The sequence below is a fragment of the Vibrio sp. NFR genome (assembly GCF_027587095.1).
Lineage (GTDB): Bacteria > Pseudomonadota > Gammaproteobacteria > Enterobacterales > Vibrionaceae > Vibrio > Vibrio harveyi.
In genome coordinates this window covers 318,794-342,473 of record NZ_JAPPTN010000002.1, presented here as the reverse complement: position 1 = coordinate 342,473, position 23,680 = coordinate 318,794, and the positions used below count along the sequence as shown (strand labels likewise).

Genomic DNA, 23,680 nt, shown 5'->3' with positions numbered 1-23,680 from the left:
CCTTGCAGCGATTTGGCGACAAGGTTATGGTTTGAAACCTGATTTGGTCACAATTCAAGGAAGAGAAAATGACCACCTATCTTGCTGGTTTTACGCTGGGCATTTCCTTAATTCTGGCTATTGGGGCGCAAAATGCCTTCGTTTTAAAACAAGGCATCAAACAGCATCATGTATTCTTAGTGTGCTTCTTATGCGCCTTGTCTGATGCCATTTTAATTTCTCTTGGTGTCGCGGGTTTCGGTTACTTGGTAACTCAGTTTCCTTTGATCGAGACAATTGCACGTTACGCTGGCGCAGCGTTCTTAACTTGGTACGGCATCAGTAGCCTACGCTCTGCATTCACACAAAAACACATAATGAACCCTGAAGGTGATGCCTCAAAAAGTGCATGGCAGACAGCACTGATTTGCTTGGCATTCACATGGTTAAACCCGCATGTTTATCTTGATACAGTGGTGTTGCTGGGCTCTATTTCCACTCAATATGAACCACATAAATGGCAGTTTGCGATAGGCGCTGTTTGCGCCTCTTTCGCATTCTTTTTCAGCCTAGGCTATGGCGCAAAACTGCTTATCCCGATCTTCAAACATGCGCGTTCTTGGCAGATTTTGGAATTCATCATTGGCTTTGTCATGCTGGCTCTGGCGATCAGCTTGCTGGTTTAGTGCGTATACTTTTCTCATCATGGAAAAAAGGGCAACGTCATGGCAAATCCGAGAAATCCAATTGAAGTAAAAGCGCTCGACCACGTGGTACTAAGAACAGACAATCTCGACGCGATGCTGCACTTTTACCGAGATATATTAGGATGCCCAATAGAGCGTGAATTACCAGACTTGGGGTTAACTCAGCTTCGTGCAGGAATGGCGATCATTGATTTGGTGACGGTCGATAGCGAACTCGGAAAGCTAGGTGGAAAATCGCCCAGTCAAAACGGTCGTAACCTTGACCACTTTTGCGTGCAAATTGCCCCTTTCGAGGAAAAAGAACTGCTGTCTTACTTACGCCAAAACAATGTGCATGTTGCAGAGTTTGCTGAAAGATATGGTGCCCAAGGCTTCGGGCGCTCTGTCTACTTGGAAGATCCAGAAGGCAATGTGGTCGAGCTGAAACCACAGAAATAATGCACCAGAAAACCACCCATTTTCGACCAGAAACATCCCTAAATGAATCCCAATCGCTGCGCGTTACGTATGTGTGTATCCAACAGCAGAACAGGATTAACGAATGACCTTTAGCGATGACATGCTATCAAGAATTATTGAAATGGCATGGGAAGATAGAACCCCGTTTGAAGCCATCCAACATCAATTTGGTTTGGACGAGAAAGGGGTTATTAACTTAATGCGCCACCACTTACAACCGAGCAGTTTTAAGCTTTGGCGACACCGAGTCTCCGGCAGGAAAACCAAACACCTAAAACTGCGCTCTCCAGAAGTGAAGCGTGGCTATTGCCCAACACAGTACAAACAACGTTGAGCCTCTCTTAAATTTCTAATGCTATGTGCTTAAACCATAAAATACGGCGCACTATCGCGCATGAACTCAGCCATTGAGGCTAGATAGTCCCATGTCTCTCGGTAAGTGTGGTTCATACATTGGGTGAACACCTGACACAAAGACGGGTCCTCTTCCAACCACTGGCTGACATGCTGAGCCGTATAAGAGACCTGCTTGACCTCATCATCCAGTATTTTTTGAATGGTTGGGCGCATCTCTTTCAGGTAAGGGACATCAGATTGATCAATAAAACTAAGCTGCGCGACCAGCAAACACCATGAACGGATTTCAACAGAATGCGCGCGGAAAAGGTGAATTTTAATATCGTCGTAGAAGTTGCTAACGTTGTTAAAATTGAAATCACTAGACTTGGCTTCTTGGTATACCTCAGTTTGGTATCCCGTCAACGGGATTAAGCTGGCATACATAGCGGAGTGATTTAAGTCGTTTTGACAATGGTGCATGATTTGCTGCTTCATTTCCCCTTGCGCATAACGATTGGCAATCATCTTGAGCCGCTCTGCGCCCTCTTCCTCATTGATGGCGTTGTGCAACAGGTAATACGCCATGGTTTGCTTGCTCTGAAAAATCTCTTGAGTGAGCTCATTCATCGCTTTTGGTGTAAGGGAAGAATCCGAATAAAGGTAGCTTGCAATAGAGGCTTTGTACTCATTAGAGGGCACAAAGTTATTATCTTCTAACAAGTTATAAAGGCTGGTCTGTAAACAATTCATGTCACCTTCCTTGATGGTGTTGCAACGCAACACGTCATGCTGACAACGTAGAAAGTGAGGTATTTATCAATACGCTCTTCAAGGTGAGGAAAATTCAGGCGGCAGAGTAGAGTGTTGGAATGATTTTGGCTCGGAGCGGCTGAACAGCGGCGAGATTTGGGGTTACTCTAATGCTTTTGCATGAATGTAAATGACCTCACTAATACTTGCAGCATATGCATTGTTACAGCATGGTTAAACGATCATTTTATAAATGTTATCTATTGCAAATCGACAGAATGAAATGCGGACAACTAACTTACCAATATTTAAAGAAAAATCTCTCTGTAGCGCAATTTCTATGGCAAACAACTTTTCAAAAACAGCGGAAAATTAGTGTTTTAGCTCTACAAAAACCGGACAGCTTTCACTGTCCGGTTTGATCTTATTGAGCCTAATTTGAAGGGGTTAAGCGGTTGTAGATGCTAGGGGGTTCATCTACAACGCTTAATGCTTTACGTTGTCAGGGGCGCAAAACTTATTTGCCCACAAAACCGTTGTACAACATGTAGAGGTGGGCAGCACTCCATGAGAAGTTATTTGCACCTTGTACTGCACCAGTTTCTGGGTTGTAGTTTTCCTGAATTGGCGTTGCTTCCGTTAGACCTTGAGCGTTCTTGAATAACTTATCGACCATCAGACGAGCTTCCACGCCGTAGCCGTAGTTGTCCATACCACGAACACCGAAGTAGAACTGATCGAGCCACACACGACCACGCCAGTAAATGTCTGGACCGTAAGCTGGGTTATCCATTGATGCGGTACCTAACGGGATCTTCGGCGAGTTAAACTTGCTGGTATCAAGCATGTTCTTCACCACTTTATCAGCATGCTCTTGTGTCGCCGCGTTGTTGAACAATGGTGACCAACCTTCAGGACCCATGCCGCGTTTGACTAGAGTTGGACCCGCACATTGGTTACTCAAACCTCCAGGTACCACTTCGATATCGTAGTAGAATCCTGTCGCTTCATCGAACATACAACGGTTGATGTACTCTTTGGTGTCATCCGCTTTCGCTTTAAACTCAGCAGCTTTCTCCGCTTTACCCAGAACCTCTGCAATTTGCGATAGGTACAGGTTATCTGAGTACCAGTAAGAGGCTTGGTCTACCGACTCTTGCATGAGCGAGTAACCTGACAACTTGTTCTCGTCATTGGTGTTCTCGTTGAACTTCACTTCCCAGTCTTTCTTCGCCTGAGCCAGTTTGTCCAAGTTCGCAGCTGAAGTATCACGGTAAGTGATCTCCGAGCCTTGTGCACCCATCACCATATCGTACGTGTTGTCGAAACCATTGGTGTTGTGAGCATAGCGCCCCATTTGGTCAATCACTTCTGCTTCTTCTTGCGTTGGTAGATCAGACTTACCTTGCAAGTCATCGATGGTATCGATAAAGCCAAACACACCCGCGTTATCGCGCCCTGATTCCCAACCAGCAGCCACTTTTGCCGGAATGCTCATCGCCGTGTAATCACCAGAAGTCAGCAACTCATTGTATTTCTCGATTCCAGTCTCTTTGATCCACTTGTCACCATTTGCTTCGTCTTTGTACTGGAATTTCATGTCGTCTACAGACGCATCTGGTCCCCAAGATCCATCATTCACGTCATCTTCAAATACGGTGTGAATTGGGTCTTTCGCTGCACCGTATTCCGGAATGCCGTTCTTGTTGGTATCGCGAGCACGTAACCACCAATCGTGGAATGCAACGAGCTTCGGATACATCTCTTCTAACCACTGTTTCGCTTCTTCCGGACGATTATGTTCGTCTTTTAGTGCGGTATACACTTCCCATACTGCCCATGCCGCAAGAGATGGTTTGGTGTTACGTTCGTTCCAGTTCAAACCGTCTGTTGCCAGTGGGAAGACTTTTTTGTATTCCGCAGACATACCTTGCCAACGTTCAGCCGGTAAGTTGTATGTCACCACATCAAGCAAGTAGCCTTCATCCCATGGACGCACAGGGTCGTCAGACTTAACTTGGTATTGGAATACCGTGCGAATGTTTTCCATCGCAACGTCTGGGTTGAAATGAGACATCGCGTACGCTTGTTTCCACGTATCCCACGGCCAAGTCATGTTGCCAGAGAAGTACGGCGCGGTAACAGAAGGCGTTACGGTGTCGTGGTCAATCGCGCCAGCAGCACCACGCCAGTTCGCACTGAGCGTTTCCATCGCTTTTACTGCAACGAATTCATGCTCTTTAGAAGCCGCGTCATTCGTTAGACCTTTTTCTAGGTATTCTTCCCAGCGCATTGCCGATTTGTGCATGTAACCGTTCGGGTCTGCCATCACATCGTCCAATTTAGCAAACTCAGAAGCTTGCTCTTTGGTGTTTTGCACGTGAGTGTAAGCCGTGTACAGTGTGATTTCTTCGCCGTTACCTAAGGACGCGGTTTGTACAAAACCTTTTTTGTCATCACTGATGGTTGAAGTTTCTGGCTTGATAGAGCGTGTCACTTCGAATTTCGAATCCCCCGAAGTCAGTAGAGACCATGAGTCACGAACTGCACCAAAAGATACTTCTACACCGTTATCGGTGGCTGTGATAGCACGAGAATAGGTAGGGTAAGCTTCTTCAACGCTGCGAACTGTGCTGTCATCGTTCTTGTATAGCTGACCATCATCCGCGCGATAATCTTGCATTAACTCGCCATCCCATTCGCCTTGAATAGCCAGTTTATTTGGGTTTTTGATTGTCGTTTTAACCAAAGAAGTACGGTCGGTGACAAAGCGCATTTCCAGCTTCGCTTCAACGCCATCGTCACCCGTGTATGTTTGGATCAGCGCGCCTGGCTGTGAGTATGCTTCTGTCAGCTTAAGCGGCATCGGTTTACCATCAACCGTTAACGCCAAACGGTCGAAACGCGCCGCCATGAATGACACATACTCTTCGGTTAGCAACGCGGTACCACCTAACGTGATCTCACCACCTTTGGTGTCTAGCGTGTGACCATGCCACGAACCATTATCAAACATAGGAATGTAGCGAAGGTGACCACCATGCAAATCGCGCAGTGCCACTGGCACACCTGCACGGTTGATGGTGTTATGGAATTCAGCCGCTTTCAATGGCGCATCCACGTTAGAGTCATTATCACTACTGTTGCATCCACTTAGTGTTAGAGCAACCCCGACAGCAATCGCACATAAAGAAGTCTTAAAGTGCATGTTATATCCCTCATTTATTGGCTTTTGGTCCTGATCAGGCGAAAAAAGGTCGAGACATGCCCTGCCGAGTTTCGATGATGAAGATTCAGCCTTATTTATTTCACTTTTGGATTTGAGAAGAGATCGGTTAATTTGTCTCTTCTTCGTTTGACCTATTTAAATAACAGGTCATTAATTTTGGATAATAGTGGGTCTTTGATGCATTCATTATCAAACACATCCACTTAATATAAATTCTTTATTTTATGATTAAATAGTCACTATTTTTCATTCGCCATTGAGATGGCTTTTAATAATTCACCGTCAATATTCGGAATCGTATCCGAAAGGAATATCTGATTGCCCGGAGTGTAAGTCATCAAGACGTTTCGGAGTCGCTTACTGCCTTCTCCGCTCTTGTTTTGCACATCAAATTCTATCAGTTTGTTGTACACCTCGTTCGCCAGTTTCTCTTCCTGTTCTTCAGTGATAGCAATGCGTCCCATGCAAATCGGTGGTCTCACATCATGGCTAAACACTTCATCTCGAAAGCGCTTAGCAAACAAAGTATCGAGCTTAGAACCTTCTTCGAAAATAAAGCGACCTTGGTCTTTAAAACGGTATTGGTCATCACCTTTTAGCTCGATGTAATCCATCATTTCCAACGCGCGGAAATAAAGCGTGATCGAGGTATGGGTCAATTGGTATTTGCTCGCAATATCTTGCGGAGAGCATTCCTTCCGACGTAATAAATACAAAAAATCAAATAGGTACGGATACTGGTGAAATATTTCACTGTTAGTGTCGGTGATAAATTGCTCATTTTCTTGTTGCAGCTGTTTACCACGCATGGACAATTCGACTAAGTCGGTATCTAAATGAGTGGCATACGAGAGTATTTTATCCAACCCTAAAGACGTGTTATGCAACTGCCTTTTAATCGTTGATAGAGGAATTCCCATTCCAATAGAGAGGTCAGAATAACAAATACCCTTCTCTTTAATTTTTTCTCGCAAAGCAGCAAGTAAATACGTTGCAGAATTATTCATCGAACAATGCCTATTTTATTTTTGTCAGCATCCCTGATGATATATTCAAGAAATCCCTACTCTTGTGATGCCGGTTCCAAATATTTCCAGCAATTTCTATCTATTAAATATGTTTCAATGATGAGACTTTTTACCAAGCATTAACCGATCAATTTTTACCCACCAAGATTAAGCTTTAACCAGTTATTGCAAGCCTTATCAGTATGCGATGAGTATAATTGTTTTGATGCGTAAAATTAAGTTCACCTAGTTTTTTAGTAAAAGTTTTCTTTTTAAAGATTAAATTTTTAGGTGGTGAGTATCAAAAAGTTGTACTTAGAAAATTAGTCACGTGAGAGATCACAGAAAAACGGTGACTTGCTGGTAATTTATTGATTCGATGACCAGTAAAAAGCTTGTTATAAGGACCAAGAAAGTTGGTTAAATTGGTAGGGATATTATTGAAGCGTCATCATATTATACCCTTATTTTTCTAGCTTGCTCACATAATTTTTCCACCTGCCACCATGCGTTGTTTTTATATTGTTGCGCGACATAAAAACTCTCGCCTGCCATAGGGGTAAGTAACTCAATGTGATCCACTTGGCAATGTGCTATCAAATCCTCAATCGGCTCATCCCATTTATGAGTAAACAACTCATACGTTGCCCAGTGTACTGGCAACAGCTTCTTTGCTTGCAGATCTTTAAAAGCTTGCACTGTGTGGTGGGCTTGCATGTGCCCCCAATTCTCTACCGGATAACCTTGATTGCCTTTCACATCTGCCGCGACTTCCAGACAAGCAATGTCTATCGGTCCGCAGCGCTGAGCGATTTGTACAAAGTGATTGTCGTAAGCAGTGTCCCCGCTGAAATAAAGCGTCTCTTGTTGTCCTTTCACCACCCAAGACGCCCACAAAGTGGCATTCTTATCCAGATAAGTTCTACCTGAATTATGGTTAGCGGGCGTGCAAATCAACTCGACGTTGGCGTACTGAACGCTCTCCCACCAATCGAATTCCACTACGTTGTCCGGTCTAACGCCCCAACGAATCAAATGCTTACCGACACCTAGTGGCACGTAAAATGTTACAGATCTATCAGAGTAATAACGTATAGTCGATGCTTCGAGGTGATCGTAATGATCATGAGAGATCAGGATGACATCGGGAGTCGGCAAGCTGTCGCGAACTGATGTATTGGGAATATTGCGCTCAAACCACGCCTTCGCAATCAACGGCGACGCGTAGTCGAACACAGGGTCAGTCAGGATGCGCACACCATCGGTCTCAATCATCAAAGTGGAATGCCCCAGCCAAGTGACTCGCATCGCTTCTTGTCGCTCTAAAAACCGCGTGGGCTCTATCGCTGAATAAGGCAGTTGCTTATCAGGACTGAGCGGCGAACGCCCGCCCATGTAAGCCCAACACACTTGCCAAAATGACTGAGGGCTTGGCACGTTTGGCATCTTATCTTTGACGCGTCCATTTTCAAATTGAGCTGAGTGGTTGATGCGATGCGCCAACTGCGCGTAGTAAGTATGAGGAGTAATCAGTGATTGCGTTGCGCGCTCACGAGCCAAGTACGTGTTTTTAAGTGTCGTTTCAGACATGTCCTATCTACGTCTTGTTCACTAAACTATGGTTTTAGTTAAGCCTGCTTGTGTGTCTTTTTCATGACCAAAATAGGGCGTAAGATGAAGATTAGGTTTCAGAGAAGGATTCCTGTTCTTAGTCGGTCTTGATAAAGAACAGCAAAGGAGAAAAATTATGGTGACCTGCAGCCAATACGATTTTATTGAAATCGCCTGTATGTTTAAGCTACCCGTAGAAATTACGCTCAAGAACGGTGAGAAGCACCAAGGTAGCGCGTTCGATACTGGTTACGATATGGAACGCCAAGAATGCTTATTTTTGGATATTGAAGGTGAACGCATTTCGTTTCCAACCGAACAGTTAGTCGCGATGAAAGCACTCAAAGACAATCCGCATTTCAGTGAAGTCACCTTCGGTTGATTGTCCGATATCAACTCCTAAGCCCCTAAGAATCAGATGTAAAAAAGCGCCCTTAACTGGCTGAGTTAAGGGCGCTTTAGTTTATGTTTAGAGGTTTACTTTGAACGGATAAATACCAGCATCGGCATCATGATCACGAACATCACTCCGACCAACTGGAAGGTGTGCACAAACGCGACCATTTGCGATTGCTGATGGAGCATGCTTTGGTACTGCTCCAATGCAGCAGGATCAGTAATCGACAATCCTTGCTTAGCAGCCCAATCATGCAACACAGGATTGTAAGGATTGAAACCTTCACCCAAAGCGTGCCATTGCTGTTGTCCATCACGGTACTGGTATGTGGTAGCGATAGAAATACCAAATGAGCTACCAATGGTTCGGAACAAGTTAAAAATACTCGCCCCTGCTACTGACTGTTCTTTTGGTAGCGTCATGTAAGCCAGCGTCGACAAAGTCGAGAAAGTCAAACCTAAGCCCATACCTTGAATCATACTTGGCATCACGATCCAGAAAGTGTCAATTTCTGTCGAGTATAGGGTCATAAAATAACTGCCAATACCAATACAGGTTAAACCGAATACAATCTTCAACCTTGGATCAAATTGCGGGTTGATGATGATGACCAAAATTAACATACAGGCGGACGCTAACCCTCGTGGTGCCATCAACATACCTGTGGTCGATACTGGATAGTTCAACAAGCTCTCAAGCAGCATAGGCTGTTGAGTGGTCAAGCCAAACATCGCCATCGAAACGACCGCTATCATCAAAGATGAGACCATGAGGTTTCTGTCTTTGAGGAGCCACAGCGGCGCTATTGGACTCTTAGTCTTCCAGCTGCGGTAGATCCACATGACTAAGCCCATTATCGCTAGCAGTGCAGCGGTTTGAATGATGCGTGAGTTAAACCAGTCTTCATCGTTCCCCTTATCGAGCACGAACTGCAACGCACCAACACCGAGCGCCATATAGCCAATGATCCACCAGTCGAAGTTTGGTTTCGACTTGTTGCTGATGTGGATGTAGCGATAAATCAGCGCGGTACACACCAAGCCAAATGGTAAGTTAACGTAGAAAATCCAACGCCAATTGATGTTATCGGTAATCACACCGCCCACCACCGGACCTAAGATAGGACCTAGCAAGATACCGATAGAGAAGATCGCCATCGCCTTGCCTTTTTGCTCAGAAGGGTAAATCTGAACCAATGTGGATTGCGCCAATGGAATAACCGAAGCACCAAACGCACCTTGAATGATACGAAATACCACCATCTCTTCGAGCGAGCTGGCTTGTCCACAGAAGGCACTCGCAATGACAAAACCAATCACCGCCACCAGCATGACTTTGCGTTCACCAAAGCGCGATACCCAAAAACTGGTCATCGGAATGAAGATCGCTTCTGCCATGCTGTAGCCAGTCAGCACCCAAGTGATTTGGTCTGCCGTTGCGCCTAGTGCGCCCATCATGTGCGAAAGCGACACGTTGGCAACGGTCATATCTATCAGCACCATGATGGCAGAAAGCATCACGGCGACGGTGGCGATACCCCGTTTATCTGCCGTAATTTCGTTACTCATTGTGCGTTACTTTTTAGATCAACAGTGACTTCAGAACTCGCCCCCACACGCAACTGTGGCGCACCTTCAGGTACCTCTAAAGTTAAACGCACAGGGAAGCGTTGTTTAATTTTCACCCAGTTACCGGTTGCGTTTTCTGGTGGCATCAATGAGAAAGAGGTACCACTTGCAGGCGATAACTGCTCCACTTTTGCATCCCAAACCACATCTGGGTACATGTCGATCACGACTTCAGCGTGCATACCTGCTTTGATGTGAGTTAAGTCAGTCTCTTTGAAATTCGCGCGCACCCAGTAGCTGTCTTTGATGATCACAGGGAATAGTGTTTGACCGATACTGACGACCGAACCCGTATGAGTGTTGATTTCACCTGCAATGCCATCGACTGGAGAAGTGATGTCGGTGTAGCTCAGGTTCAATTCAGCTTGTGCAAGTTGCGCTGCTGCTTGTTGAACAACCGCCGCCTCTGCACCTTCTTCACCACGGTTTGCGATTGCTTTTTCAACTGTTGCTCGCGCTTGCTCTAGACCAGCTTGCGCGTTAGCGAGTTTGTTTTTCGCCGTATCAAGGTCTTGGTCAGACGCTAACTTACGTTTCACAAGAGAATCGGTACGTTTGTACTCCACTTGCGCTTCAGTCAAGTTAGAACGCGCCGCATCCAAACCAGCCACGGCTTCGGTCACTTGTTTGTCTGCCACATCGTGTTGTTGAACGGCCAACTGATAAGCGGCTTTCGCTTGTTTCACTGCCAATAAGTAAGGGCGAGAATCAATCTTAAGCAGTAAGTCACCTTTGTTGATGACTTGGAAATCTTTCGCTTCTACTGATACCACCTGACCCTGAACCTGTGGAGCGACAGATAGGATTTTAGCTCTTACATACGCATCTTCCGTACTCGGGTGACTGTCGGAATATTGCCAAGACCAGTACATCGCACCAAAGGCGATTGCACAAACGAGTAGGAAAAGGATTTTGGTCATTTTAGATTTCGAAGAGGATTTCTTCGCGATATCGTCGCTCATTTATATTGTCCAAGTGTTCAATTATGTGATCAGTGTAGGATTTTTCCGCTTTCGAACAACAAGATGATCTGAAAGGTTAAGATCCGATTTTGAGCGTTGATCATTTGTTCAAATGATGCGCAAAGTAATCAAACATAAAGTATAGAATGCGCTAATAATTCCGCGACATTGAAAATAGAAATGATGAATATTTCAGACAGAAAAAAGCCCCGTCAGTCTTGGCTCCAACGGGGCTGTTAGGTTATTTTTCTTTAACTATCAACATGCTGTGTCGTTCTGCATTGCCACACGTCGACGTTGTAGCCAAATCACAACACCAAACAAGAACATTGCTGGAATCCACATCCATTCTTTGCGATAACGCTCAACTGGCACACGCACATCGACAATCTGTTGGTCGAACTGCAATCCTGCCGCCTCTGCTGGGCTAGCAAAACTAACGATATCAATCAGAGTTTGTTCATCTTGCTGATAAGTCGCTATGCCAAGTGCATCCAGCTTATCTTGTCCGGTTTCCCCTTCAGGAACCGAAAGCAGCACCGAGAATTCACGCATCTTACCTACCGCATCTTCACCGCTGATTCGCATTCTGAGTACACCGCCCTCTTCAAGCGGTTCAAGCGTTTGTGCCAGTTGGGCAGGATTGCTCGATTGGTACGGATCCGCCACCATGTCGATCCAGAACCTTGGACGGAACAAGGTAAATGCTACGAGCAACAACAACACGCCTTCGTACCAACGATTACGAGTCAGGAACCAACCTTGCGTCGCAGCAGCGAATATCAACATCGCAATAGTAGAGATAACAAAGATGGCGATACCGTGCGCCCAATCCACGTCAATCAACAACAAATCCGTATTGAAGATAAACAAGAACGGCAAAGCCGCGGTTCTTAAACTGTAGTAAAACGCGGTTAAGCCCGTCTTGATCGGATCGCCTTTCGACACCGCAGCTGCAGCAAAAGACGCCAGACCTACTGGCGGTGTTACGTCCGCCATGATGCCGAAGTAGAACACGAACAAGTGCACCGCAATCAACGGCACTATCAAGCCGTGTTGTTGACCCAGCGTAACGATAACAGGCGCCAACAAGCTCGATACCACGATGTAGTTCGCCGTCGTTGGCAAGCCCATGCCTAGAATCAGGCTCAATACCGCCGTGAGCATCAGCATTAACAGCAAGTTACCCATAGACAGCATCTCAACCAAATCAGCCAATACTAAGCCAACCCCCGTTTGCGATACCGCACCAACAATTACGCCTGCGGTGGCGGTCGCGATGCCAATGCCGATCATATTGCGCGCACCAGCAATCAAGCCTTCACGCAAGTCGATACAGCCGTCTTTGAAGTTGCCATAATCGTGTTTGCCATATTTACGCATCCAACTCAACAGAGGACGCTGAGTCAAAACGATCACCACCAGAATCACACTACCCCAAAAAGCAGACAACCCCGGAGACAAACGCTCGACCATCAAACACCACACCAAAACCACCACAGGCAGTAGGTAATGCAAGCCAGAGAGTAAGACTGCGCGCGTATTTGGTAACTGTTCTAGTGGAGCATCTGGATCTTCTTCTGGTAGCGGCTCATTACTTGCGGCGACTTTTAGCAGTGCCAAGTAAACCGTAGCCAGAATTAACGCCATCCCAGGTAATACAAAGTCACCCAATACTGGCTTCAACCATCCTAAACCGTAGTAGACTGCCATCGACAATCCAGAAATCAACGCCGCGCCAAATGCAAATCCCGTGAGTCTCGCTAGCCAAGGTTTTGAGCGTGCGGCATCAATTGGCTGCATGCCCAACTTGAGCGCTTCTAGATGGACAATATAAAGCAGTGCGATGTAAGAAATTGCGGCAGGTAAGAAGGCATGTTTGATGATCTCAACATAAGGAATGCCGACGTATTCCACCATCAAAAACGCTGCGGCTCCCATAACAGGAGGCATGATTTGCCCGTTCACCGATGATGCCACTTCGACTGCTCCCGCTTTCTCAGGAGAGAAGCCAACTTTGCGCATCATAGGAATAGTGAACGTCCCCGTGGTTACCACGTTGGCGATCGACGATCCCGAAATCAAACCCGTTAAGCCCGAAGCAACGACGGCTGCTTTTGCAGGACCACCACGCAGGTGCCCCAACATGCTAAATGCCAATTGAATGAAGTAGTGCCCTGCTCCAGCGCGTTCCAATAACGCACCAAACAGAACAAACAAGAAGACAAAGCTGGTCGATACGCCAAGCGCAATACCAAACACACCCTCCGTGGTGATCCACTGGTGGTTAGCCAGCGCATCCAACTGAACACCGCGATGGGACAATAAACCCGGCATATACGGACCAGCTAAGCTGTAGCCGATAAACACCAACGCAATCACCGGCAAAGCAGGACCAAGCACTCGACGCGCGGCTTCTAAAAGCAAAGGCAAGCCGATCAATGCGGTAATAAAGTCTTCAGTGGTTAAGCTGCCCGGACGTTGTGCTAGTGCTTCGTACATAACAAATAAGTACAGCGAAGAGGCACAAGCAATCAAACCCAACATGATGTCGAAGGCAGGAACACGATCGCGTGGAGAGCGTTTAAAAGCGGGGAAAACGAGGAAGGCAAGCAACAGGGCAAAACCAAGGTGAATGGCGCGCGTTTCGGTGTCATTCATCACGCCGAAACCGACAATAAATGGGAGCGGAGACGCTATCCAAAGTTGAAACAAAGACCACAGTAACGCCAAACCCGCAATCAGCTTTTCCATGATTCCGGTTGGCAGGCGAGCACCCACATCTTGGGCAATCAGTTCTTCTGCCGACAGCTCATTCGGATGCATGTCAGCATGGGACGTGGAGATCGTCTTATCCATAATTTTCTCACAAACAACAGAGAAGCAAGCGCTGAGAATCCATCGCAGCGCTTGCTAAAAATCGAAGGTGTTAAGAGTTACAACCAGCCGCGCTCTTTGTAGTAGCGAACCGCACCTTCATGCAGTGGCGCAGACAGACCCACCTCAATCATTTCTGATTCTTTCAGGTCTTTAAATGCTGGGTGCAGGCGTTTGAAGCGGTCTAGGTTATCGAACACAGATTTCGTCAGTTGATACACTAACTCAGGGTCCGTCTCTGCTGTGGTTGAGAGTACCGCTTTGCCGCCGATAGATTGAGTATCGTTCGGGTTGCCACGGTACATTCCGCCCGGAATAGTTGCTTTGGTGAAGTACGCACGCTCAGCAAGTAGCTTGTCGATTTCAGGACCAGTCACTGGTACTAGCACAGCATTGGTGGTGGTTGATGCTTCCTGAATCGCGCCGTTTGGGTGACCGACGAAGTAGCTCATTGCATCGATGTTATTGTCACTCATTGCGGAAGCTTGTTCTGCTGGCTTCAGATCCGATACCAAACTGAACACATCTTGCGACCAGCCTTTTGCTTGCATCACTTGTTCAAACGTATCGCGTTGACCAGAACCAGGGTTACCGATGTTGACGCGCTTGCCTTTCAAATCGTCGAAACTGGTGATGCCCGCGTCTTTGCGCGCAAGAATCGTGAACACTTCACTTTGTAGGGAGAAAACGGCACGAATATCCGTCATTGGTTGGTTATTTTGGAAAGGAGCCACGCCTTCTAAGGCTTTGTATTGATGGTCTGACTGCATGATACCGAAGTTGTATTCACCACTGCGCAAACCATTTACGTTTGCCACGCCACCCCCACTAGCTGGAGCATTACACTTAATGCTGTGGTCTGCTGCGCCACGGTTTACGAAACGACAGATCGACTGCCCAGCAACGTAATAAACGCCCGTTTGACCACCGGTGCCGATAGTAATAAATTTCTCTGCCGCACTTATTTTCTCACTGTATGAGAACAGCGAGACTGCCGAAGCAAATACTGCAATGAGTGTGGTTCCTTTCATTTTAGGTTCTTCCTGTCTATCGATTGAAAAATAAAGACATTTTTCTCAGCTAAAGACAGCAAAACCGGAAAATACTCGTGTGAAAATTTCGCACTTCATGAGTAATTTTCCTTAGTCAGCCAGTCATTAGCTTCATTTTGTAATTTTTATTTCAGCGTTCGATTAATAATTAACCGAACACTTCCAATCGAATTTATCAGAACAATTTCAAAACCTAGCTATGGTAATTTTGCACTTTTCTCAGCAACCGAGAATTAACAGAAAATTCATCTTTTTGGTCACGTGTTTACAAATACCAAAGTAGTGCACCACTATCGTAGTCATATGGGGAGAGAGAAGGGGTATAGGGAAGGCAAAGAAAACCAGAAAGAATAGATAAAAAAGAGGGGCAATCCCCGCAACTGCCCCTAAAAGTCATGCCAATAATCTTATTGTTCTTTTGCTACTGCTTTTTCTTAGAACTTGTAACCACCGCTGATCATGAATACCCAAGGGTTGATCTTTACGTCAGTCTTTTGTGCTGCGCCATTAAATTTATAAGTCGCTTCGGTCTCGATATTTGCATACCAAGCGGATGCGTTTAGGAACCAGCTTTCATTGATCATGTAATCGACACCTACATTGGCAGCCAGGCCAAATGAGTCATCCAATTTTAGATCAGTAAGACCTACATCTTTGGCTTTACCGTTAAAGCCCTCGTCAAAGAACATGGTGTAGTTTAAACCCGCACCTACGTATGGGCGGAACTTGCTTTGCGAATCACCAAAGTAGTATTGCAGCATCACTGTTGGTGGTAGGTGTTTAGTATCTGCGATATCACCAAGACCAAGAAGATCAGTCGAGATATCGTGACTAAATGGTGTTGCCGCTAGAATCTCCAGGCTGATGTTGTCAGTAAACATGTAACCAAACGTCAAACCCAGTTGAGTGTTTGAATCTACTTTTAACTCTTCTTGAGAACCTAGGATCTTGTCACTGCTGTCGTTTGGTACAACCGATGCCGCACCAACACGTAGAATGAAGTCACCTTCACTGTGAGCAAAAACACTTGGAGACACTAACGCAGCAACCACTGCTAAACTGCAGATTGTTTTTTTCATTGTTATTTCCTTTTGTAGGGCTTTGTTTCTTTTGTACTCCGCTATGCTCGTCCTTTTCGGACGGTTCTGTTATCAATCCAAAACCTTGAAGCACGCGAGTATCACTATTTTCTTGAGCTGCGCGCAAAATAGCATATAGAAACCCTACTATTTTGATGGAAATCAATTTGTGAAAAATATAGCTTTTCCGTATACAAAAACGCCAATTTGATCAACAAATTATGCAAATCGGATACAATTCTGTAATGCAAACTGTGCGTGTGAGAAGAGTACGTCGCAGTTCTCATTTCAATTCTTCTGTAAGCCTCTGTGCTCAACAAAACTTTTTTCTCGATATGCTCGGATTATTTTTACAAAACATCGACTTTAAACAGCCCGTTTGACCGCTTAAATTGGCGATTTTCGGGGTCTGTAAACCACTGAAATACAAGAAGTTATATTTCTGGAAAATCAGTTACTTAGAGTGATAGTCTGCATCTAACCAAGTAAGGAAAAGATAAAAAGCCATGATTAAGACCGATCTCACTTTCCAACAGGAAGACTTTTCGCATCACGATTTGCAAAACACCACTTTTCAAAATTGCCGCTTTTATCAATGCAATTTTGACCACGCCGATCTCAGTGATGTGAAGTTTATTGATTGCCGCTTTATCCAACCAAGCGACATTGAAGGCTGTACCTTTCGCTATGCCAAACTTAAAGATGCCAGTTTTAGCAACTGCATGTTAGCGATGTCTCAGTTTAATGGCGCAGACTGCGTCGGCATTGAGTTACGTAAATGCGATTTGAAGGGTGCAAACTTTCAAAGTGCTAATTTCGCTAATCGCGTCAGCAATACTGTGTTCTTTTGTATCGCCTACATTACGGGTTGCAACTTGGCTTACACTAATTTTGAGCGCGCACTGCTAGAGAAATGCGATCTATTTGAGAACCGATGGAATGGTGCCAACTTGATGGGTGCAAGCTTTAAAGGTGCGGATCTATCACGTGGAGAATTCAGCCCTGAACAATGGGGCAGCTTTAATATAGAAGAAAGCGACCTGACCCATGTTGATTTAGAGGGTTTGGACATCCGCCGCGTCTCTTTATACGGTGTTAAGATTTGCGACTGGCAACAAGAACAATTGCTCTCGCCATTTGGCCTGATTGTTATTTAGGAAACATTATGAACCTTTTAAAAGACCTACCTTGTGATTTGAGTGAAGAGGTATTTGAAGATTTACTCACACACAGACAGCTCCGAATCGAGCGTATTGTATCGAAGGGGCAAACGACGCCAGAAGGCGAATGGTACGATCAAGAAGACCATGAGTGGGTATTGGTGCTAAAAGGCGTAGGCGAACTGACTTATGAGGACGGCACGAAGAAGCGTTTGGAAGCGGGCGATCACGTCAACATTCCAGCGCACACGAAGCATCGAGTAAGTTGGACCGACCCAGAGCAAGAGACAATATGGCTAGCGATCTTCTATCAATGAGATAGTTCACCGCCTATTCCCTCCCTTTTAAACTTTTGTTAAAAGCTCACTTATTGACACTTTTATCACTTCAAGCAATTGGCTTTATTATTTAATAATAAAGCCAACCATTAAAATCCGCATAAAAAACCATGCCCATTAAGAGTTAGATGAAAATATTAGTATTATATATATTAGTGGGTAATTAGATTTCACTGACGCTATAGAGATGGCGTCATAATTCTGACAAAATATCTTAAAAAGATATTATTGGGATCTTTAAAATAATTTCTTTGACGTGATTCTGTCATCTAGTATTTTATAAAAACGTTTGCCTAAGGAATAAAAACAGATGACTATAAAAATAGAAGAAATATCAATTGACAATAATATTGTTAGTGTTTTCTGGAATAATCAAAATTTTGTCAGCCTTGAGTTCAAGCTTCAGCCAATCGTAGATCCAAAGAACTATAAGATTCACGGTTATGAAGTGCTGTCTCATTTAGTTAATTCAAGTGGGGAGAGGTTGAATAGCGAGGAGTTTTTTGAATATATCAATGATGAGTTCATAAAAAAGATTTTTCTATGTCAAATCAGATTCTTAAATGACAATTTATCTCAGTTTAACCTAAATATATCACTCAACCTACCTCTTAGTTGTTTACTTGATTCATCCTTCGTTGATGAAGTCATAGAAAATACTGAAAATCCCATCATCATCGAAGTGACGAAGATAGAAAGTATTAAAGAGGTCAACGCTGCCAAAAGAAACATCGTTAAACTCAAAAAACAAGGACACCAATTCTGGTTGGACGACTATCATCATGATGAGAAGCTCAAAACCTCTGCGTTGCAATGCATTGATTGGGATGCAATAAAACTCGATAAGAGTTACTTGCTATACCAAGATGGCTTGACCATGATCGGAATGCTGATTCCTTTACTTAAATTCCATAGCAAGAAGATCATTGTAGAAGGTGTAGAAACATCCTCTCAACGAGTTGCATTTCTTCATCCTGAGGTCTTTCATCAAGGTTACAACTATTATTACCCGCTCTCACTCTCTGAAACTCTCGATTTATTGAACTTTAGAGAGATAAAGGAAACACCTCGATTCGAAACAGTTTTGTCCGCGTAGACTTGTTTATATTCCTATGAAAAAAGTTACATTTAAAGCGCTCAAATATCAAAGTCCACAGTTATTAATAGAAGCATACGTCTCTCGGCATTTATTAGTCAGAGTGTCCAATGCGATAGGCTTTGTTAGTGTGAGTGGTCGAATGATACAGATTAAAGGAAGGGACATTATTTATGTTCCCGCGCACTCTAAATGTTGGGTCTCACTTAGACCAATCAATAAGGACAAAGAAATAGAAGTTGAACGCTTCACTTACACAGAAGAAATGCTAAGAGTCATTGTAGATAATTATTACTTCTTCGATTTTGGAACGGGAGATGATCAAGAGAAGTTATTTAATACAAATGACTACTTCGACTCTTCGATTGAATATTGTTTATCTGACGTTTCGTCATGTATGGTTCACTCAATCAGCGTCTTCGCACTTACGTCTTTTTTAAGCAATTGTAGTGAGTTCGATAAAGCGAACATTTTATCATCTGTAAAGCTCATAAATAAGATGACTAACTGTATTCAAGCAGACACTGAGTACCCATGGACGTTGGAGAATGTTTCGATAAAAACAGGGATCAGCAAGAGTTACTTATTAACTGAGCTCAAAAACTCGAACATTACCTTTACCCAGTTAACCAATAATATCAGGTTAAAAAAGTCAGTTTCGCTCATTATGTCAGGTATGTCGATCAAGCAAGCAGCGATCAAAAGTGGGTTTGGGTGCCCTAATTACTTTAGTCGGGTGTTTAAGAGACGTTATGGGGTTCAACCGAGTCGACTGATCAAGTCGTCCGGTTTTGTTGATACTGATGGTTTGGACTTCATCAAAGCCAAGCTGTAATCATCCAACGTCACCTATTGCGTCCAAGACCACACTTTTATTCCCCCTTCTAGAAGCGAAAATCGCAGTTAATTGGCGCTGTTAGTCACAAGAAAAACGGGGGGAAGAAATATCTCTTCCCCCCAATGCGCAAAGGGTCTTGGTAAAGCGCAAATAGAATTGAAGTCATGACCTCCGAGCCAGTCTCCCAACCGTTACTCAGAAATGAACCTAGTCACCACTTCAATATTCAATAAATCGTTATTGGATAGAGAGTGTGTTTTGTTTGCGATTATATTCGAAGCGATGGCTCTGCTTAGCGTGGTCTTTTACTTCCAGACCTTCCATCGTACTTGTGCCCTTCTCAAGCCAAACTTGATCACCGTTCAACTCGACAATCAGCTTTTCGTAATGACTGCTTTGATTTGCGTCTTCATATTGCAGTCGCACTGTGTAAGTGCCTTTACTCTCGTCATATTCTGCCTGATAGCCTTCATTGAATGCTTCAATACTGATGCCTTCAGGGTAGACCACCATGGTGATACGTGTTGGTTTTTCACTGAACTTGTAGGTAGAGATACCAAAGCGTGTTTCAATGATTTCTTGTTCATAATAGAAGTGCGCAATTTCCTCTGGTGTGCTCACCATTACCATATCAGGCGAAAGACGCATGAGATGGTATTTCCAGAATGAAGAGGTTTTGCTGTCACCGACATTGGGCACTAGCGCTTGCAGCTCTTCTAAAGTGCTCACGTTAAACTCCCACAGCAAACCCAAAGAAAGTCTGTCTAGGGTATAGGTGACTTTGCGCGATAAGTTTTCTGCTTCAAAACCAAGTAAATCATCGCTGATTGCATCAGTAATAGAGTGATGGAGCAAATCGATCCCATCCACTTGATAGCTTGCTCTAGGGTCTTTGAACTTGGGAATTGAATCCGTTGACATCCCTTCACCGCCACACCCACTCAATGCCAATATCACCGCAGTCGCCGCTATCGCTTTATGCATCAATACACGCTCCTCTCTAAAGACGGCGGCAGTGTAACGACTACAACCAAGACTTGGTGTAAGCGTATGTAAGACGCCACTATTATTACATTTAAGTAAAAGTTATTTGATTTTTTGCAGGATTATCATTTTATTCGACATCAATATACTAAGCGCACTCCACAACAACTGAAGACGAATGATAACAATGAGCTGGTTTTTCTTACTTTTAGGCGTGGGCGCAGAAGCCCTTTCACATGTTGCACTTAAAGCGACTGACGGTTTTAGCAAGCCACTGCCAGCAACACTAGTTTTGCTGGGTCACTTGGCAGCATTTGTCTGCTTAGCACAAGCAATGAAAGGCGGTATGCCTGTGGGTATCGTTCACGCACTTTGGGCTGGCTTAGCTATCGTATCTGTTACCTTAATTTCTCAACTAGTGTATCGCCAGCATATGGATACCAGCCTTTGGATTGGTATGGCACTTATCGCTGCAGGCGTGATGGTGATAAACTTCTCCCACGGACACGCACATTAACCCTTAAGGCAGTAGATTGTCAGATTCTCGAAAGCCCGCTTTAGCACTGTTTGATTTTGATGGCACCATCACCGATGAGGACATGTTTAGCCTGTTCCTTCACTACTCGGTGACGGGTCCACGCAAGTGGCTAGGCAACATTATCATCTTGCCATTTTATGCGATGTACAAAGCTGGGTTCCTCCCTGCTAGACGAATGCGTCCAATCGCCAGTTTTATTGCCTTTGTGGGGCGACAAACCGAAGAAGTGAAAACACTAGGAGCACGGTTTGCTCAAGAGATCATCGTGCAACACATCCGCCCTGAAGCCAAAACACGATTAGATTGGCATCATGCTCAAGGAGATACGATCGTAGTCGTTTCCGCGTCACTTAACGCCTACTTAAAACCTTGGTGCGACACTCAAGGTTACCACTTGCTGTGCAGTGAACTCCTTGGGAACAGCAAACGCATTAGCGGGCTCTATCACAGTAAAGACTGCAGTTTGGAAAGGAAAGTCGAACGCGTTCAAGCAAAGTTCGACGTTAGTCAATATCAAGCAATCTACGCGTATGGCGATACACATGAAGACATCCCCATGCTCAAATTGGCAAAGCATGCCACGATGAATTGGCAACCTTGGTCTGCTAGTCGTTCCGACAGTTAAAAACAAGAAACCCTTCTCAATCGAGAAGGGTTTTATTTATTTGGGAAGAAAGAATGCTAGCGCCAAACGCCCCATTCACCTGTTGTTCCAGGTTCTTCGCCACGAGTCCACCATTGTGCGGTCCACTCACGACCATTGTGCGTTACGACATCGCCTTGGTTGTACACCGCGTCTTTGCTCCAAAGATTGGTTGGCTCGACTGGTGGTTGAGTATCGCCTTTAATCAACGATAATGCGTAACTAAAATTGGCACTCGGAGCCAATACTTGGTTCGCATAAACATTGTTCGTATCGAACATGTAGTGATTCATCGCTTCATGCCAAATACCTACATACCAATCACCAGTTTGCTGTGAGTTAAATTGATCTGCCAGTTCTGCTGCCCATGTCGTCGTGTTATTGGCATTAATAGGGAGTAAAAGGTCGACGATCTCAGTACCTGTTTCATTAAACGTACGAAAGCGCACGGTATCACCCGCCTCGACAGGACCAAACCCTTGTGGAACAAAATAGCCAAGTGACGTGAGGTTATTACCCGGATCGGTGGGATCGACAGGGTCAGTTGGTGGTGTGGTGCCATTACCATTCAACGTAATATCACTACAGTTGTAGAAACCTTCACCCGCTACATCAATACGCTGCCAACGAGTGTAAAGGATCGCATCACCCGAACGATCAGCAGGGAAGGTCACTTGCATGCGGTAGCGTTTTTCTGCATCAACATAAACGTCACCAGCCGTATCGATCAATTCTAAATCGTCCCAAGTAAGAGGTTGCGTGTCGTCATAAGTTGGCTTGGAAAGGTAGAACTCCCAATAAGAAGGGTTATGTGGAGCTTTGCCATAGAACACCAATTCAATTTGGTTGTTGGCGTCTGGGGTAACATTGGTACGCTGCCAATTTGGCGATGGAATGTTTAGACCTTTTTTCGCCGCATCGCCTGCAGAACACAGCTCTCCATCACGAATGATTGCTTGTACATGTGCCATATCACGATAATTTGGCACGTTAGCCGCCACTTCACTGCGCTGAACAAATGGGTATGCCCCCGACTCGTCATAAGCAGCCTGACACGCTTGGTTTGGAATTTCATTGGTCCAAAAGCCACCGTCTAAATAACAGGTATTTTGACGTGCGCTTGGAAACTCGACCCAGCCGTGGGCATTAACATTAAATGAGCTTAACGCTGCAATCGCGCCCAAGCTCACTAGGGGAAGGGTTACGTATGATTTCATCATTCATCCTTAAATTTTCTATCACGCTGCTCGCGAACCAAGCAACGACGTAGAAAAACTAGCAGGATGCGATTATTTAGAAGGTGAGAATAAATGCTGGAATTGTCAGATTGTAGCCTGCTTTCCAGCATTTTATGTGGACTGCAGTCATACTCGACTCACTCTTTCGAGTCACTTCAAATTGATGTACTACAACACAATGTTCCCTATAGCGGTTATCGTTCATCTTTTGGTGTGTCCATCACCACCATGGTCGTGATTGCTTTGACATGTTCGCATTCACCAAGCACGTCTGCATGAAACGCTTTGTATGCCGCAAGGTCTTGAGTTTCGACACGCAACAAATATTCATTTGCCCCTGTGATGTTATGGCATTCCACCACCTCATCAACAAAACGTACATGATCTTCAAAACCGAGCTGCGCTTGCTTTGAGTGCGACGCCAAACCTATCGACACATAAGCGACAAAACCAACGCCCATTTGCTGATTGTCCAACACTGCGCGATAGCCTTTGATAGTCCCTTTGCGTTCGAGGTCTTGTACGCGGCGCAAAGTAGCAGACGGCGACAATCCAACGCGCTCAGACAGCTCTACATTGGAGATTCTTCCGTCCGATTTCAGTGCTTGCAATATTCTTTCGTCAAATCTATCCATAATGTTCTTTTGTTGTTTAAGCGAAGCATTTTCATCAAATAAAAGCACAAAATTGATGACACTTCTACCTATCATTGTGTTTGACCGGTCAGAAAACGTAACCCCTTGCCCATCACTTTGTGGCAAACATATTT

Annotated in this window: 22 protein-coding genes; 10 read left to right on the top strand and 12 right to left on the bottom strand. The window is 44.8% G+C overall.

The window, feature by feature from the left end:
• Positions 1-68 precede the first annotated feature (68 nt).
• The 3 genes from OH463_RS05145 (at position 69) to OH463_RS05135 (ending at position 1,479) form a co-directional block, all read left to right on the top strand.
• Positions 69-665 carry a LysE/ArgO family amino acid transporter gene (locus OH463_RS05145; RefSeq protein WP_050907987.1) on the top strand — a complete coding sequence of 199 codons (597 nt, stop codon included), beginning with the start codon at positions 69-71 and terminating at the stop codon, positions 663-665.
• Positions 666-704: 39 nt separating this feature from the next.
• Complete coding sequence (locus tag OH463_RS05140; protein WP_009695976.1) at positions 705-1,124, top strand: VOC family protein; 420 nt, start codon at positions 705-707, stop codon at positions 1,122-1,124.
• Between the two features lie 103 nt (positions 1,125-1,227).
• Positions 1,228-1,479 carry a TIGR03643 family protein gene (locus tag OH463_RS05135; RefSeq protein ID WP_005447331.1) on the top strand — a complete coding sequence of 84 codons (252 nt, stop codon included), beginning with the start codon at positions 1,228-1,230 and terminating at the stop codon, positions 1,477-1,479.
• Between the two features lie 29 nt (positions 1,480-1,508).
• Here the strand turns inward: OH463_RS05135 and OH463_RS05130 are convergent, their stop codons facing one another.
• The 4 genes from OH463_RS05130 to OH463_RS05115 form a co-directional block, all read right to left on the bottom strand.
• A complete protein-coding gene (locus OH463_RS05130; RefSeq protein WP_005447330.1) occupies positions 1,509-2,234 on the bottom strand; it encodes a hypothetical protein in 726 nt (241 codons plus the stop codon).
• Between the two features lie 517 nt (positions 2,235-2,751).
• Positions 2,752-5,442: an alpha-glucosidase gene (gene ygjK, locus OH463_RS05125; protein WP_256901785.1), complete on the bottom strand. Its 2,691-nt coding sequence runs from the start codon at positions 5,440-5,442 to the stop codon at positions 2,752-2,754.
• 260 nt (positions 5,443-5,702) lie between these two features.
• Positions 5,703-6,470 carry a hypothetical protein gene (locus tag OH463_RS05120; RefSeq protein ID WP_050922398.1) on the bottom strand — a complete coding sequence of 256 codons (768 nt, stop codon included), beginning with the start codon at positions 6,468-6,470 and terminating at the stop codon, positions 5,703-5,705.
• A gap of 456 nt (positions 6,471-6,926) precedes the next feature.
• Positions 6,927-8,060 carry an MBL fold metallo-hydrolase gene (locus tag OH463_RS05115; protein WP_269990701.1) on the bottom strand — a complete coding sequence of 378 codons (1,134 nt, stop codon included), beginning with the start codon at positions 8,058-8,060 and terminating at the stop codon, positions 6,927-6,929.
• Positions 8,061-8,217: 157 nt separating this feature from the next.
• Here OH463_RS05115 and OH463_RS05110 point away from each other — a divergent pair, with 157 nt between their 5' ends.
• Entirely contained in the window at positions 8,218-8,463 is a 246-nt protein-coding gene (locus tag OH463_RS05110) for a Rho-binding antiterminator (protein ID WP_009695972.1), read from the top strand.
• 95 nt (positions 8,464-8,558) lie between these two features.
• On the opposite strand, the gene OH463_RS05105 is transcribed toward OH463_RS05110, so the two are convergent.
• From OH463_RS05105 to ompW, 5 genes are all read right to left on the bottom strand, one after another.
• Entirely contained in the window at positions 8,559-10,046 is a 1,488-nt protein-coding gene (locus OH463_RS05105; RefSeq protein WP_009695971.1) for an MDR family MFS transporter, read from the bottom strand.
• Positions 10,043-11,068 (bottom strand): HlyD family secretion protein, encoded by a 1,026-nt coding sequence (locus OH463_RS05100; protein ID WP_005447317.1) that lies wholly within the window; start codon positions 11,066-11,068, stop codon positions 10,043-10,045. Before OH463_RS05100 ends, OH463_RS05105 begins: the two co-directional genes overlap by 4 nt.
• A 258-nt stretch (positions 11,069-11,326) precedes the next feature.
• Positions 11,327-13,927: a TRAP transporter permease gene (locus OH463_RS05095; RefSeq protein ID WP_269990698.1), complete on the bottom strand. Its 2,601-nt coding sequence runs from the start codon at positions 13,925-13,927 to the stop codon at positions 11,327-11,329.
• A 77-nt stretch (positions 13,928-14,004) separates the two neighbouring features.
• Positions 14,005-14,976, bottom strand: coding sequence for a TAXI family TRAP transporter solute-binding subunit (locus tag OH463_RS05090; RefSeq protein ID WP_005447314.1), 972 nt, complete (start codon positions 14,974-14,976; stop codon positions 14,005-14,007).
• A gap of 455 nt (positions 14,977-15,431) precedes the next feature.
• On the bottom strand, positions 15,432-16,076 hold the full coding sequence (gene ompW / locus OH463_RS05085; RefSeq protein WP_005447312.1) for an outer membrane protein OmpW: 645 nt from the start codon (positions 16,074-16,076) through the stop codon (positions 15,432-15,434).
• A gap of 506 nt (positions 16,077-16,582) precedes the next feature.
• On the opposite strand from ompW, the gene OH463_RS05080 reads away from it, so the two are divergent.
• The 4 genes from OH463_RS05080 (at position 16,583) to OH463_RS05065 (ending at position 19,505) form a co-directional block, all read left to right on the top strand.
• Complete coding sequence (locus OH463_RS05080; RefSeq protein ID WP_050932267.1) at positions 16,583-17,233, top strand: Qnr family pentapeptide repeat protein; 651 nt, start codon at positions 16,583-16,585, stop codon at positions 17,231-17,233.
• Positions 17,234-17,241: 8 nt separating this feature from the next.
• Positions 17,242-17,553, top strand: coding sequence for a cupin domain-containing protein (locus OH463_RS05075; protein WP_005447308.1), 312 nt, complete (start codon positions 17,242-17,244; stop codon positions 17,551-17,553).
• Between the two features lie 331 nt (positions 17,554-17,884).
• Positions 17,885-18,670: an EAL domain-containing protein gene (locus OH463_RS05070; protein WP_009695967.1), complete on the top strand. Its 786-nt coding sequence runs from the start codon at positions 17,885-17,887 to the stop codon at positions 18,668-18,670.
• 142 nt (positions 18,671-18,812) lie between these two features.
• Positions 18,813-19,505, top strand: coding sequence for a helix-turn-helix transcriptional regulator (locus tag OH463_RS05065; RefSeq protein WP_038898299.1), 693 nt, complete (start codon positions 18,813-18,815; stop codon positions 19,503-19,505).
• A gap of 240 nt (positions 19,506-19,745) precedes the next feature.
• Here the strand turns inward: OH463_RS05065 and OH463_RS05060 are convergent, their stop codons facing one another.
• On the bottom strand, positions 19,746-20,492 hold the full coding sequence (locus tag OH463_RS05060; protein WP_053053291.1) for a hypothetical protein: 747 nt from the start codon (positions 20,490-20,492) through the stop codon (positions 19,746-19,748).
• A gap of 187 nt (positions 20,493-20,679) precedes the next feature.
• Between OH463_RS05060 and OH463_RS05055 the strand changes: the two genes are divergently transcribed.
• A complete protein-coding gene (locus OH463_RS05055; RefSeq protein ID WP_005428450.1) occupies positions 20,680-21,009 on the top strand; it encodes a DMT family transporter in 330 nt (109 codons plus the stop codon).
• A gap of 16 nt (positions 21,010-21,025) precedes the next feature.
• Positions 21,026-21,655 (top strand): HAD-IB family hydrolase, encoded by a 630-nt coding sequence (locus OH463_RS05050; protein WP_269990691.1) that lies wholly within the window; start codon positions 21,026-21,028, stop codon positions 21,653-21,655.
• A gap of 56 nt (positions 21,656-21,711) precedes the next feature.
• Here the strand turns inward: OH463_RS05050 and OH463_RS05045 are convergent, their stop codons facing one another.
• Positions 21,712-22,890, bottom strand: a complete 1,179-nt coding sequence (locus OH463_RS05045) for a lytic polysaccharide monooxygenase (RefSeq protein ID WP_269990916.1) — start codon at positions 22,888-22,890, stop codon at positions 21,712-21,714.
• A 215-nt stretch (positions 22,891-23,105) separates the two neighbouring features.
• Positions 23,106-23,546 (bottom strand): Lrp/AsnC family transcriptional regulator, encoded by a 441-nt coding sequence (locus OH463_RS05040; protein ID WP_009695964.1) that lies wholly within the window; start codon positions 23,544-23,546, stop codon positions 23,106-23,108.
• Positions 23,547-23,680 lie beyond the last annotated feature (134 nt).

What these genes read in the sequence shown, in the direction of transcription:
- OH463_RS05140 (WP_009695976.1), top strand. Translation starts at nt 705, where the DNA reads ATGGCAAATCCGAGAAATCCAATTGAAGTAAAAGCGCTCGACCACGTG.
- OH463_RS05080 (WP_050932267.1), top strand. Translation starts at nt 16,583, where the DNA reads ATGATTAAGACCGATCTCACTTTCCAACAGGAAGACTTTTCGCATCAC.
- OH463_RS05065 (WP_038898299.1), top strand. Translation starts at nt 18,813, where the DNA reads ATGATACAGATTAAAGGAAGGGACATTATTTATGTTCCCGCGCACTCT.
- OH463_RS05105 (WP_009695971.1), bottom strand. Translation starts at nt 10,046, where the DNA reads ATGAGTAACGAAATTACGGCAGATAAACGGGGTATCGCCACCGTCGCC.
- OH463_RS05070 (WP_009695967.1), top strand. Translation starts at nt 17,885, where the DNA reads ATGACTATAAAAATAGAAGAAATATCAATTGACAATAATATTGTTAGT.
- OH463_RS05040 (WP_009695964.1), bottom strand. Translation starts at nt 23,546, where the DNA reads ATGGATAGATTTGACGAAAGAATATTGCAAGCACTGAAATCGGACGGA.
- OH463_RS05145 (WP_050907987.1), top strand. Translation starts at nt 69, where the DNA reads ATGACCACCTATCTTGCTGGTTTTACGCTGGGCATTTCCTTAATTCTG.
- OH463_RS05060 (WP_053053291.1), bottom strand. Translation starts at nt 20,492, where the DNA reads ATGCATAAAGCGATAGCGGCGACTGCGGTGATATTGGCATTGAGTGGG.
- OH463_RS05045 (WP_269990916.1), bottom strand. Translation starts at nt 22,890, where the DNA reads ATGAAATCATACGTAACCCTTCCCCTAGTGAGCTTGGGCGCGATTGCA.
- OH463_RS05120 (WP_050922398.1), bottom strand. Translation starts at nt 6,470, where the DNA reads ATGAATAATTCTGCAACGTATTTACTTGCTGCTTTGCGAGAAAAAATT.
- OH463_RS05100 (WP_005447317.1), bottom strand. Translation starts at nt 11,068, where the DNA reads ATGAGCGACGATATCGCGAAGAAATCCTCTTCGAAATCTAAAATGACC.
- OH463_RS05115 (WP_269990701.1), bottom strand. Translation starts at nt 8,060, where the DNA reads ATGTCTGAAACGACACTTAAAAACACGTACTTGGCTCGTGAGCGCGCA.
- OH463_RS05095 (WP_269990698.1), bottom strand. Translation starts at nt 13,927, where the DNA reads ATGGATAAGACGATCTCCACGTCCCATGCTGACATGCATCCGAATGAG.
- OH463_RS05110 (WP_009695972.1), top strand. Translation starts at nt 8,218, where the DNA reads ATGGTGACCTGCAGCCAATACGATTTTATTGAAATCGCCTGTATGTTT.
- OH463_RS05075 (WP_005447308.1), top strand. Translation starts at nt 17,242, where the DNA reads ATGAACCTTTTAAAAGACCTACCTTGTGATTTGAGTGAAGAGGTATTT.
- OH463_RS05055 (WP_005428450.1), top strand. Translation starts at nt 20,680, where the DNA reads ATGAGCTGGTTTTTCTTACTTTTAGGCGTGGGCGCAGAAGCCCTTTCA.
- OH463_RS05135 (WP_005447331.1), top strand. Translation starts at nt 1,228, where the DNA reads ATGACCTTTAGCGATGACATGCTATCAAGAATTATTGAAATGGCATGG.
- ygjK (WP_256901785.1), bottom strand. Translation starts at nt 5,442, where the DNA reads ATGCACTTTAAGACTTCTTTATGTGCGATTGCTGTCGGGGTTGCTCTA.
- OH463_RS05130 (WP_005447330.1), bottom strand. Translation starts at nt 2,234, where the DNA reads ATGAATTGTTTACAGACCAGCCTTTATAACTTGTTAGAAGATAATAAC.
- ompW (WP_005447312.1), bottom strand. Translation starts at nt 16,076, where the DNA reads ATGAAAAAAACAATCTGCAGTTTAGCAGTGGTTGCTGCGTTAGTGTCT.
- OH463_RS05090 (WP_005447314.1), bottom strand. Translation starts at nt 14,976, where the DNA reads ATGAAAGGAACCACACTCATTGCAGTATTTGCTTCGGCAGTCTCGCTG.